Source organism: Niveispirillum sp. GW835-FHT14G11 (assembly GCF_058793615.1).
In genome coordinates, this window is record NZ_JBXAFZ010000021.1 from 62,371 (window position 1) to 74,802 (window position 12,432).

Consider the following 12,432-nt stretch of genomic DNA (forward strand, 5'->3'; position numbering starts at 1 on the left):
GGCGCCTCATGTTCTGAATTATGGGGTGTGCTCCATAATATGTCAGGGGGGAGGGGCGGATGGGGTGGAGTATTTGGAAGGACGCCCCCCTTTTCGTCATCCCGGCAGAAGCCGGGATGACGAAAAGGGGGGCGAGGTGATGCTATGCCTCCTCCACCGCCCCTCGCGCCACGGCCATGAAATTCTCCACCAGCGGTCGCCCATCGCCGGCCCGCCGCGACAGTGTGATGTTGGACCGCGCGCCGCCGTCGATGGGGCGGAAGATGACGCCGGGCAGGGCCAGGCTGGCGGTGCAGGCGGGCAGGATGGTGATGCCCATGCCCGATCCCACCAGGCTGATGGCCGTCTGCCATCCCGGCGCTTCCTGTACCCCGCGCGGCATGAAGCCCGCCGCCAGGCAGATCTCGATCAGCCGGTCATGATAGCGCGACACGCGGTTGCGCGGGAACAGGATGAACTTTTCTGCCGCCAGCGACCCCAGCGCCACCGGCCCGCCGGCAGCGGCCATTGGATGGTCGGCCGGCAGCACCGCGACATAGGTCTCGCGCAGCAGGGTGAAGACATCCAGGCCCGGTTCCGGGATCATCTCCCGCGACAGGGCGATGTCGATGCGACCGCCGCGCAACTGGTCCCATAACGGTTCCGGCAATATCTCCACCAGCCGCAATTCAATCAGTGGATAGCGCTGGCGGTTGGCCTGGACGATGGCGGGCAGCACATGCAGGGCGGTGGTCGACGTGAAGCCGATGGTCAGCAGCCCCGCTTCCCCCCTTCCCACCCGCCGCACCGTTTCCAGCCCCTCCACCATCTCCAGCAGCATCTTCTGCGCGAAGCCGTAAAGGGCGGTGCCGGCATCGGTCAGTTGCACCTTGCGGGTGTCGCGGTCGAACAGCTTGTGGCCCACCGCCGCCTCCAGCCGCTGGATCTGCTGGCTGAGCGGCGGCTGCGCCACGCCCAGGCGGGCGGCGGCACGGCCGAAATGCAGCTCGTCGGCCACCGTCACGAAGGCTTGGAGCTGGACGAGGCTGATTTCCGTCCGGAACATTCATATCTCCAAACGTATCAATAATCCGAAACATTATATTGGACGGTGCATAATTGCACGGCTTAACGTTTGCCCCGCAACCGGCCGCCAGCGATGCGCCGGACCTCTCAGGGAAAAGGAAAGCCCCAAGATGCTGCAGGAGCTGGGAACCAGCGTCCAGGTGGACGCCCGCGCGCTGATCGCCGATGAGGATGTCACGCATTTCCGCGAACAGGGTTACGTCTTCCCCCGCCTGGGCCTGCCGGCCGACGATGCCGCCTGGATGCGGGAGACGATCGAGAAGGTGTTCCGCGACAATACCGACTGGGCCGGCATCACCCGCATGCCCCACATCCCCCTGCGCGACGGTCAGGAGGAAGGGGTAAAGGGCGGGGAGGAGCTGTTCAAGATCGCCATCCACCCGACCCTGATCGCCGCCGCCAGCCGCCTGATCGGTCCCAACCTGATCATGTGGGGCGGGGAGATTTTCGCCAAGCCCGCTGGCACGGGCAAACGCACCCCCTGGCACCAGGACTGCTACAACCCCGCCGTCAAGGCCGGCCCCGGCCGCAAGCTGCCGCAGAGCGCCCAGATCTGGATCGCGGTGGACGATGTCGATCCAGACAATGGCAGCCTGTCCTTCGTGGCCGGCAGCGGCAGGGAAGGGCCGATCCATCATGAACAGCGCAAGGAGATGCGCGACCTGCTGAATTTCGAGGTGGATACCAGCGGCATCAATGAACATCGCATCGTGCATTCGACCATGAAGTCGGGCCATTTCTCCGTGCATGACCTGTTCGTGGTCCATGGCGCCAACGCCAACACCTCCGGCCGCCGCCGCGCCGGCCTGACCTTCCATTACATGGCGGCCGAGGATGTCTATGACCGGTCGTTCGGATCGGCCATCGGCAGCGGGCGCGACAAGCCGGCCCCCCTGGCGCAGCGGCCGATCTGGCTGGTGCTGGGTGAGAACCAGGTGCCGCAGAATGATTTCGTCACCGGCCACCAGAATCTGGGCGACCTGGATGCGATGGCGGAGAAGCGGCGGCAGGAGATGAATGCGATGTTGGGGTGAGCCCTCCCTTCAACATCCACCTTTTTCGCCTCCCCGGCCTTCGCCGGGGAGGCGAAAAAGTGGTCGGTTGATGATTCGCAATGCGACCGTAGAGCCTTACGCCAATTGCAAGCGCATCTCGTCCGCCGGGATATGGTCGAAGGGGGAGCGGAATTTTTCCGGCTCGTCGCGCACCATCTGTTCCAGCTTCTCCCGCGCCTGCAGCAGGCTGTCGGGCAGTTCGCGCAGGCCCGGCCGCAGCACGGGGCCGTTGGCGGTGATGGCGGCAATGGCCACGCCATCCACGGTGCGGATGGGCAGGGAGGCGGCGTGGAAGCCCGGCGCCAGTGCCACCTCTCCCGTCAGGAACCCGTCGGTGCTGGCCTCCTGCAACTGCGCCGTCAGGCCGTCCCACCCGCCTTCGGGCTGCCGTGCCGGGTGATATGCTGCCACGAAACGGCGATAGGCGACACGGTCGTCGCCGGTCAGGGTGGACAGGATGGCCGGTCCGGCCAGGCCTTCATGCAGCAGCGCCACCTCGCCCAGCCGGTCGCGGTGATAGATGTCGTTGCTGCCATAAGCACCGGCGATACGCAGGGTGAACCAGCCCAGCCGCACCGACAGCGACACCGTCTCCCCGATCGCATGCGCCAGGGTGCGCAGGACCGGCCGGCTGGCCTTGTGCAGATGGAAGCGGTTGAACAAAGCCCGGTTCAACAGCTGCGGCATCTGGCCGACTTCATAGCGCGGCGTGTTCTGGTAGCGGCTGAGGTAACCGGCTTCCTCCAGTGTCACCAGGGCGCGATAGACGGTGGAGGCGGGCAGGGACATCTGCCGGCTGATCTCCGTCACGCCCAGGGCCTCGTCGGCTTCGGCTACGAAGCGCAGCACCTCGAACACATGGCTGGCCGACGAATTGATGACGGCGCGGTTGGGGGCGGACATCAGTTGATCTCCATATGCGCGGCGTCGGCGGCATAGAGCCGCGTGCGGCTGCACAGCTCATCGATCAGGCGGCGCAGTTCCGGCAGCAGGCGCTGCAATTCCCCCTCCATCCGTTCCACCGGACCGCCGACCGACAGCACGCCATGCAGCCGGTTCTCCGCATCGGTGATGGGAAAGCCCATAGCGAGCATGGGCAGCGGCCCTTCGCGCCGTACCTGCGCATAGCCGCGTTCCCGGATGGCCTTGATATCGGCCCACAGGTCGGCCGCCGCCATGGGGCGGTCCGATGGCGGGATGGTCAGGGGGCTGTGGCGGGCGATATAATCCTCCACCTCCCGGTCGGGGCAATGGGCCAGCATGACGCGGCCGGATGCCGGCACATGCAGGGGGCGCAGGCCGCCGATCTCCATGCGCCAGGTGCCGGGCCGCTTGGTCTCGATCCCGTCGATGAACACGGCATAATCCAGCCCGCGCACCATCAGGCTGACCGTCTCCCCCGTCAGGGCGTGGATCTTCTGGATGTAGGGGGCGCACAGGCTGCGGAAATCCGGTTCCAGGGCCGTGCGGCTCTGCAATTCAAGCACGCGGTAGCCCAGTTGATAGCGCAGGCCGGTGACGTCGCGCACCAGATACCCCTGGTCCACCAGGGTGGTCAGCGCCCGGTAGATCATGTTCTTGGTCATGCCCAGAAGCTGCGACAGCTCCGTCACGCCATAGCCGGGCGCGTCGGCGGCGAAGCAGGACAGGACTTGCAGGGTGCGCGCCGTGGCCTTGTTCTGGCCACGGTCGCCGGAAGGATCGCTCTGCTGCGTCAAGGACGCCCCCGGATCATTGTATGGCGCCGCAGCCTAGCGCACCAGGCCCCTCCGCGCCAAGACGAACCCCGTGGCTGACTTTCACGCGCGTCTCGTGCTATGGTGCTTTCAATCAACACCACCCCCGTATGTGCCGGCCGGAACGGAAAACACACCGCTCCGAACGCAACGTTTTTTCTGTTTCACTTGGTTGCATGAAGCGGGCTTGAACGGGAGCTAGGGCGCCATTCACTCCGAATGCACCCGTGATTTGTGTTGCACCTGGTTGCATGGCAAGCCGTAGACAAGGTCAGCCCGAACTCTTGGCGAAAAGCTGGAAAACATTGCCCTCCGGATCGGCGCAGGTGACGGTGCGGCCATGGCTGCCCATGTTGCGCTGTCCCAGCACCCGGCCGCCCAGCCGTTCCACATCCGCCGCCACGGCGTCGGGGTCGTCGGCCTCGAACGTCACGGTGGCCCCCTTGTCACCGGCCCCGGCCTCGGCAGCCGACGCCAGGGCGAAATTGCCGCCGCCGATGGACAGTTGCGTCCAGTTGTCCCCATCGCGGAATTTCAGCCCGGCCCCTAGCGCCTGCTGGTAGAAGCCGGCCATCCGCCCCATGTCGGTTGCCACCACGTAGATGTTCTGGATCCTGCGGATCGTCATTGCTGGCTCCCATCGGGCTGTATTGTGGAACGTGATCTGCTATCCATAACATGTGTGATTGGGGAGATGGGTCGAGGAAGCGGCCCGGCGGCATGAGTTTTCCGGCGGAACCATTCAACGAAATCGCCTGGACCCGCCGCCCGCCTCCCCTACAGTGAAGCCGCGAAACGGGCGAAGACCCGGCGGATCGGGAGGGTTCGACATGCTGTCATTGCGCAAGGTGGAGGCGGCGGGCGGATTGGCGCTGGTGGAGGTGCCGGAACCGAGGGCACCGGGACCGGGGGAGGTGCTGGTGCGCGTGGCCGCCACGGGCATCTGCGGCACCGACCTGTCGGTGGACCGCTGGACCGCGTCCTATGCCGGCTTCATGGCCAAGGCGCTGCCCGTGACCCTGGGGCATGAGACGGCGGGGTGCATCGTCGCGGTGGGGCAGGGTGTTGATCCGGCCCGTATCGGGCGTGCCATCGTCGTCGATCCCGCCGTGGCCTGCCGCCGCTGCGCGCGCTGCCGGGAGGGAGATTTCGTCGGCTGCCTGGACCGGCAGGCCGTGGGCCTGATCCGCGACGGCGCCTTCGCCTCCCTGCTGCTGGCGCCCGACGATTATTGCTATGACCTACCCGACGGCGTGCCGCTGGAACTGGGGGCACTGGCGGAGCCGCTGTCGGTGGGCGCCTATGCGCTCTCCGTGGGTGGGTTCAAGGCCGGCATGCGCGTCGCCGTACTGGGGCCTGGTCCCATCGGCCAGGGCGTAGCCGCACTGGCCCGCCATCTGGGTGCGGCGCAGGTGGCCGTGATGGGCAAGCAGGATGGCCCGCGCCTGGATGTGCTGCGCGGCATGGGGATCGCGGATTGCTTCGACATGGCGGAACCCGGTGCCGCCGAGGCGTTGGCCGCCGCCAAGGGTGACGGGTTCGACCTGGTGGTGGAGGCGGCGGGGGTGCCGGAGGTCATCGATCAGGGCTTGGCCCTGCTGCGACCGCAGGGCGTGCTGGTTGTGGCCGGGATGCCGGAGCGGCCGGCCAGCGTCGATATCATGCGGCTGGTCAAATACCGGCTGGAAATCCGTGGTGCGTCGCGCATTCCGCCCTCGGCCTGGAAAACCGTGCTGAAGGCGCTGGCCGACGCGCCGGACGGCTTCGCAGCCCTGGTCACCCACCGCTTTCCCCTGGCGCGGGCGGATGAAGCCTTCCGCCTCTGCCATGGCCGCACCCCGTCCAAGGTGCTGCTGCTGCCATAGGCGGCAATCCAAAGCGTTCAGGTTCACCCGAACAGACACAGGATATGCCATGCAGCCCGACGGTTCGCCGACGCCGGCACCGGTTCCCCGCCATTCCTGGTATGTGCTGGGAATGCTCTATGCCGTGTATGTGATGAATATGGCGGACCGGCAGATCCTGGGCATCCTGGCGCAGGATGTGAAGCGCGACCTGGGTCTGAGCGACGGGCAACTGGGCCTGCTGGCGGGTCCCGCCATCGCCTTCTTCTATGCGATCCTGGGCCTGCCCATGGCCTATGTCGCCGACCGGGTGAACCGCGTGCGGTTCCTGACAATCTGCCTGACCATCTGGAGCCTCATGACGGCCCTGGGCGGGCGGGCCGCCAATCTGGTCGAACTGGCGCTGACAAGGGTCGGCGTTTCGGTGGCGGAGGCCGGGTCGACGCCCACCTCCATCTCGCTGATCAGCGATTATTTTCCCCCCTCGCGGCGGGCCACGGCCATGGCCATCCTCAGTTCGGGATCGACCCTGGGCATCCTGGTCAGTTTCGCGCTGGGTGGCCTGCTTAATGAATGGCTGGGCTGGCGTCACACCTTCCTGGCGGCGGGTGTGCCGGGGGTGGTGCTGGCGATCATCCTGCTGCTGACGGTGCGGGAACCGGTGCGCGGGCGGCAGGATACGGGACCGGCGGCGGCGGTCCTGTCCCTGTCCCTGTTCCGCACCATGGCCCATCTCTGGCGGATTTCCCTGTTCCGGCAGGCGGTGATCGCCGCCGTCTTCTGCAATATCGGCGTATTCGCCATCCTGGCCTGGGCGCCGGCCTATGCGGTGCGCAGCTTCGGGGTGGGCAGCGCGGAGGTGGGCAACGCCATCGGCTGCGGTGTCGCCCTGCTTGGCGGGGCCAGCATGATCCTGTCGGGCATGGCCACCGACCATTTCGGCCGCCGGGGCCTTTGGGTGCCATTGCGGGTCACGGCGGCGCTGCTGCTGCTGTCGGCGCTGTGCTTCACCTTGGCCCTGCTGGCCGGCAGCTTCACCGGCTTCGTTATCTTTCTGGTCCTGGGCTATGCCCTGCTGATCACCAACTCGCCCCTGATCCTGACGATCCTGCAATTGAAGAGCCCGGCCAGCATGCGGGCCATGGCCACGGCGGTGATGCTGCTGCTGATTGCGCTGGGCGCCAGCGTGCCGGCCCCGATGATCGTCGGCTATGGCAGCGATCTGCTGTCGCCCCTCGCCGATGGCCAAGGGCTGCGCTGGGCCCTCGGGCTGGTGCCGCTGGCAACATTGGCCGGCGGTATCCAGCTTTTCCGCGTCGGCAATGCCGCGCGGCGCGAGGCCGAGGACTGAGGGGCTGCGATCCGGGCCTGGGGGAATCGCCACCAGATACGACAAACAACAGGCAACTCCCTGGCAGCCGTAGAGCTCGTCGCCGTCAGGCTATTGTGCCAGGGATCATGAGTCTACGGCTCAGGGAACGAGGTATTGATCTGGCTAGATGCTCACGGATAAATTGTCATACCAACGGTTAAATCCTGCCCCCGCATCCAAAAGAAAACCCCAGCAAGATCAACGTCTTGCTGGGGTTTTTGCTATCTGCGCCAAACGCACCCCAAAACCCCGCAGGTAACATATAGGTAACAACAGAGAGTGAAAATGGGCGTAGGGAGCGGCCATCCAGCACCGCCAGACGCTCACGAACGAGGGGCTGGATAGGTGGATTCATGGCGAGCTATCTAACCTTGCTTCCCGACCTGCTGGGGCGGGGTGTGCATTAAAATCCGAAGAAAATCCACATCGGACCATCCGGATGATCGGCCAAGCAGCGTGCCGAGCAGATTGAGGCGGGCTTGCCGGACGATGGTGAGGCCAAGCGACGGGATGATGTAGAGACGCTGGTCACCGGCCCCGGCCGCTACAACGAGATCGGCTGGGATTTCCGAGGATCGCCGGCCAATGTCAGTCGTTGCGGATACGGGATCCGGTACGGTCGGCATATGGGGTAACCACCAAGTTAATCCGTAGGCGGGATTTGCCGGTGTCGATACAAAGAGGGTCGCCAATGTCGACTGATCGACAATCGGGCTGCCATTCAGTATGCCGCCCCCCCGGACGAACTCTCCGAACTTCGCCCATTCGCGAGGAGTGAGTATCGCACCCTGTGCCAGGAGCGGATTGCCGTCATTGTCGCGACGCCATTCCCCTACGTCCATTCCGATCGGGTCAAGCACCCGCTGCTTCAAGTAGAGGACCGGGTCACCGTTATACCCCTTTGCCTGCAGCTTACGACGCATGACCTCCCCAAAAATTTGGACCGGAGTGGGCCCGTACTGAAACTTCGCTCCCGGTGGTGCATTGGTAGGTCTGAGCAGCGCGTCCGCGTAAGTGGGCGGTCGGCCAATGGTGCTCGCCTGGCCGCTGGTCATCGACAGCAAGTGGCGGATCGTGGTGGATTGCCTAGTGTTGTCGCCACGCCATTCGGCAATGGTGGCCGATACCGGCTCATCCAGCGACAGGAGGCCATCCTGTACGGCTGCTGCGGCCATGATGCCGACGAAGCTCTTCGTCCCCGACCACAATTCGTTGGCGGTTTCTCGGTCCCCCTCCGCATAATGTTCACAGACGGGCCGTCCATTGGAAAGCACAAGGATAGCGAGCCCGCGCCGAGCTGTGGAATAGGCTGTGGCTTTCGCGCAGCGTGCCTGCCAATCATTTGGTTTCTCGACTTCTCTGGCGAGGCTCGCGGAGGTACATCCAAACATCAGGGAAAGGGCTACAAGGCCGGTCTTGAATGGGTTGGGCATTTGCGCTCTCCTATTGTCAATAATAAACCTAGTGGCAGTGGGAGACCGGTACCAGCCCAAAACGAGGTCGCGGTGGGTTTAGGGGCGAGATATTTGGTGATACCGGCGTCTTCCTTGGATAGACGGTGCCACCCAATCCGTTGCGATGGTGACTTCCTATTGACACAGGCTCTTCCTAAGTTAGATTGTCAATAATCGACATTAAGAGTTCGGTGCCAATCCGAACGTTGGGGGAGGAATCATGAAGAGGAAGGTACTGCTCGCTACGGCGAGCTTTGCTGCGTTGAGCCTTTGGGATGGCGTCGCCGCCCAAACCGATGGTGGCCTCGAAACGTTGAGCGAGATCGTCGTTACCGCGCGCCGCCGGGATGAAAGACTGGTCGATGTGCCCGCTGCCGTGTCGGTAATCGATGCGGCCGCGCTGGCTGATCGTGGTGGAGCCCAAGATGCCCGTGAATTGCTGCTGGACCAACCAAGCGTGCGCTTCAACAACCTCAACTCCACTGTGACGTCCGAGATTTCAATGCGTGCATCGTCCACGGCCCGGGCCACCAATGGTGATCCGGCGGTGGGTCTCTACAGGGACGGTGCCTATATTGGTGGCGGTGCCATTGGTGGCCGCAATTTCTCCCGGATTGACATGCTGGACATCGGTCGTGTGGAGGTGTTGCGTGGAACGCAGGGCGCGCTCTATGGCCGCAATGCAGTCGGCGGTGCCATCAACATCGTCTCTGCGGCGCCGGAATTTGACAATTCCGGACATGTGCGTCTCCGGTACGATTTCGAGACGGAAGGCGAGCAGGCGCAAGCCGTCGCCAACGTCGCACTGTCAGATGAGGTGGCGATCCGCATCAGTGGCGATTATGTCCGGCAGGATGAAGGTTTTTTCTACAATCCAAATAATGACATCTATTTCGACCGGCAGAAGGGCCATGGTCTGCGCGGCCAGTTGCGCCTCGTTTCGGGACCGCTGGACCTTACCATCCTGGCGGAAACACAGGACTTGGTCACGCCCGCCATTCATTACCAGATCGCCATCGCTCCGGGTTCTCCCGGCTTTCCGGGCGGCTTCGTACAGCCGAAGTACAGCTATAGCTGGAACACAGAGCCGCGGGCATCGCAGAACGTGGATACTTATCAGCTACGCGGAACCCTGGACCTGGGCGATGGCCTGACGCTGAGTTCCACCAGCCATTTCCGCATCCGGACATCGGCCTATGATCTGGACACGGACGGTGTTGATGCGGCGAGTTTTGCGGCAGCAAGGGCGACGGGGGCCGTGACAGCGATCATCGACACGGGAGCGTCATCATCCGTCCTGGATGAAACCCAGAGCTTCAATCAGGATATCCATATTGGTGGCACTGGACTTGCCGACCGCTTGGATTGGCTGGCCGGAGTTGAGACCGTCATCCTGGACAGCCGCTATCAGATCACGGCACGGCGCACGCCGACTACGCTCAATCCTTCTCCGGGTACCTTTGCTCCTGCGCATCTGAAGTACCGGTCCTATGCCGGTTACGGGTCCGTCGCTTATGACCTGACAGAGTTGGTCAATGTAACCGGTGAGGTTCGCTTCACCAAAGACGACCGCGCCTTGACCGCTCGTCTGTATGATCTTCGGACAGGTACGGCAGTTGGCGGGACAGCCCGGATGGTCGATGCGCGGACGAAGCCTGACAATGTTTCGTACAATGCGACGCTTGCATACCGGCTTGACGAGGGCATGTTGGCCTACGCGAAACTCGGATCCAGCTACCGGGCCGGTGGGTTCAACAGCAATCTTGGTGATTTGCGGCAGCCGGTGCCCATTCCAGCGGCCTATGGCGACGAGGACTCCAAAAGCTATGAGATTGGAGTTCGTGGCGAACCGACACGTGGTCTTTATCTTGCCGTCGCTGGTTATTACAACGACCTGCAGAACATGATCGCACAAACAGACAATGGCTGTGCGCTGACCAATAGTACCTGCCCTGTGGCCGCGACAACCTTCCTCACCAATGTTGGCGACGCGGAATCCTATGGTGCGGAGGCTGAACTTACAAAGCTGCTATCGCTTGCTGACAATCGGCTACGCATTACACTGGCGGCATCATGGCAGGATGGGAAGGTGAAGACCGGACGTTTCGCTGGCATCAACCTGCCGCAAGTTCCTGAGTTCCTGGGTTCCGCCAACGTCAACCTCAGCCGTCCCTTTATTGCCGACAGCACGCTGTTCGCCAATATCTTCTATTCCACACAGATTGGCGGTTTCCAGGAACTCCGAGCGAATTCGGTAGATCTGGACGATTTCGATCCCGTGAATGTTCGTCTGGGGATAACCAAGGGCGCCGTGTCGATAGCGGTCGGTGTCGACAATCTCGGCAACGATGTCTATCGCGTGGCCCGGGATACAACGGTCAACCGTTACAGCACCCCCCGTGTCTACCGCCTTGAGGTGACGGCGCGCTTCTGATCTCGCATTCTCCCCTGTCCCGGTAGATGATCTCTCCGGGGCAGGGGCCGAACTTTGCGCCATTCAGAATGTCGCACCGGCGGCAAATCAGGTCTTGTTGTCGTCGAATGCCTTTTCGACCACGCGTCGCCCGTGCAATCTGGCCGCAGCCACGTCGCGGGAAAGGATGGAGGCGATGATGTCGGTCCATATCCCTGCCGACCGTTGCTGCCGCTCCTTTGAAACGACATTCGCCCACAAGGTCGTCACCTCCCGCTCCAGGTCGCCGGCTAGCCGGCCAACAACGATGTTGCCGCCGATGGCCAGCGTGACGATAGCGACGATACGCCGTACCAGGATGTAACTGGCTGCGTCCCCATCCTCGTCACCTGCAATCTCTTGCAAAAGGGCAAGGCCCGCTTTCAGTTCGGTCACCGCCCACTCCGGTTGGTTATCCGCGCGGGCTGCCTCGGCCATCTGCACGCCCGACACCGTGGCGCGTACCTGTATAAGATCGTTCATCTCCTTCTGCGACAGATTGCGGACGAAGGAACCTCGGCGTCCTTCCAGGCTGATCAGGCCCTGGCGATCCAGCATGCGTAGCGCGTCCCGCACGGGGCCGCGGCTAACCCTGAACGCCTGCGCCAGCGGTAGCTCCCGCACCGGCTCGCCCGGTCGCAGTTCGCCAAATTGAATGCGTTGTCGGATGGCGGCGGCCAACTGCTCGGTAGCGGCAGGTGCAGAATCATATGTTGCCCCGACATGGCCGGCCACACGATTGAAGTAGTCCTGGATTATGCCGGCGTGCGTACCCGTCACTTGGGCCATGACGCCGCGCAGCAGGCCTTCGGACAGCCGGCGCCGGTCATGCCTTCGCGCAGATGGCAGGAAAGTCATCGGAACCAATTGCAGGGCCACATCGCCGCGCCCCGCAGCCAGTTCGCCGATGATCCGTATCAGCACCTCTGGAGCGATTGGCGTCCGTCCGCCGCTGGCAACCGCGACCTCTATGGCCAAACGCTGCAATATCTCGGTAAGTTTGGCGTTATCACCGGCCTCGCCGAGGCTGGTGATAGCCGTTTCGAGTAGCAAGTGCTGTTGCCAATTGTCGGGACTGGCGTGAACGGAGGGCACAACGGGACTATGGCCGCGTTGAATGACGAGTTGAATGGCACGTTCCAGCAGGTCCAGCCATAAGGGCCGGACGTCCGCATGATCGCCATCAGCGGCACTTACGAGTCTGGCGCCGCGCCGTGAGGAGGATATCACGGCGCCGCGCTTTTCCAGCCGATGGAGAACTTCACGGGCCTGTGCATGGGTCGTGTCGAACTGCTGAACGATCCAACGTTCGGTTACCCGCCCATCATCGCCGCTTTCGCCGAGGATGAAGCGCTTCAAGCACTCCTCAGCGATCTCATCGACCGTCGTCCAACCGCTCGGACAGTTCATTTCAGAAATACCATCCGGTTCAGCCACGTGCTGCCTCCAGTTCA

Annotated in this window: 10 protein-coding genes; 4 read left to right on the forward strand and 6 right to left on the reverse strand. The window is 63.4% G+C overall.

The window, feature by feature from the left end; all coding sequences use genetic code 11:
* Positions 1-142: 142 nt before the first annotated feature.
* Positions 143-1,045: a LysR family transcriptional regulator gene (locus tag AC1Q7F_RS28195; RefSeq protein WP_492511888.1), complete on the reverse strand. Its 903-nt coding sequence runs from the start codon at positions 1,043-1,045 to the stop codon at positions 143-145.
* A 130-nt stretch (positions 1,046-1,175) separates the two neighbouring features.
* Here AC1Q7F_RS28195 and AC1Q7F_RS28200 point away from each other — a divergent pair, with 130 nt between their 5' ends.
* Entirely contained in the window at positions 1,176-2,099 is a 924-nt protein-coding gene (locus tag AC1Q7F_RS28200) for a phytanoyl-CoA dioxygenase family protein (protein WP_492511889.1), read from the forward strand.
* A 96-nt stretch (positions 2,100-2,195) separates the two neighbouring features.
* Here the strand turns inward: AC1Q7F_RS28200 and AC1Q7F_RS28205 are convergent, their stop codons facing one another.
* From AC1Q7F_RS28205 to AC1Q7F_RS28215, 3 genes are all read right to left on the reverse strand, one after another.
* Complete coding sequence (locus AC1Q7F_RS28205; protein ID WP_492511890.1) at positions 2,196-3,023, reverse strand: IclR family transcriptional regulator; 828 nt, start codon at positions 3,021-3,023, stop codon at positions 2,196-2,198.
* Positions 3,023-3,838, reverse strand: a complete 816-nt coding sequence (locus tag AC1Q7F_RS28210) for an IclR family transcriptional regulator (RefSeq protein ID WP_492511891.1) — start codon at positions 3,836-3,838, stop codon at positions 3,023-3,025. Before AC1Q7F_RS28210 ends, AC1Q7F_RS28205 begins: the two co-directional genes overlap by 1 nt.
* A gap of 289 nt (positions 3,839-4,127) precedes the next feature.
* Positions 4,128-4,484, reverse strand: a complete 357-nt coding sequence (locus AC1Q7F_RS28215) for a VOC family protein (RefSeq protein ID WP_492511892.1) — start codon at positions 4,482-4,484, stop codon at positions 4,128-4,130.
* Positions 4,485-4,686: 202 nt separating this feature from the next.
* Between AC1Q7F_RS28215 and AC1Q7F_RS28220 the strand changes: the two genes are divergently transcribed.
* Together AC1Q7F_RS28220 and AC1Q7F_RS28225 are read left to right on the forward strand one after the other, a co-directional pair.
* On the forward strand, positions 4,687-5,721 hold the full coding sequence (locus AC1Q7F_RS28220; RefSeq protein ID WP_492511893.1) for a zinc-dependent alcohol dehydrogenase: 1,035 nt from the start codon (positions 4,687-4,689) through the stop codon (positions 5,719-5,721).
* 49 nt (positions 5,722-5,770) lie between these two features.
* On the forward strand, positions 5,771-7,051 hold the full coding sequence (locus AC1Q7F_RS28225) for a spinster family MFS transporter (RefSeq protein WP_492511894.1): 1,281 nt from the start codon (positions 5,771-5,773) through the stop codon (positions 7,049-7,051).
* 386 nt (positions 7,052-7,437) lie between these two features.
* Here the strand turns inward: AC1Q7F_RS28225 and AC1Q7F_RS28230 are convergent, their stop codons facing one another.
* A complete protein-coding gene (locus AC1Q7F_RS28230) occupies positions 7,438-8,505 on the reverse strand; it encodes a serine hydrolase domain-containing protein (RefSeq protein ID WP_492511895.1) in 1,068 nt (355 codons plus the stop codon).
* Positions 8,506-8,746: 241 nt separating this feature from the next.
* Here AC1Q7F_RS28230 and AC1Q7F_RS28235 point away from each other — a divergent pair, with 241 nt between their 5' ends.
* Positions 8,747-10,960: a TonB-dependent receptor gene (locus AC1Q7F_RS28235; RefSeq protein ID WP_492511896.1), complete on the forward strand. Its 2,214-nt coding sequence runs from the start codon at positions 8,747-8,749 to the stop codon at positions 10,958-10,960.
* A gap of 87 nt (positions 10,961-11,047) precedes the next feature.
* Here the strand turns inward: AC1Q7F_RS28235 and AC1Q7F_RS28240 are convergent, their stop codons facing one another.
* On the reverse strand, positions 11,048-12,415 hold the full coding sequence (locus tag AC1Q7F_RS28240) for a GntR family transcriptional regulator (protein WP_492511897.1): 1,368 nt from the start codon (positions 12,413-12,415) through the stop codon (positions 11,048-11,050).
* Between the last annotated feature and the right edge of the window lie 17 nt (positions 12,416-12,432).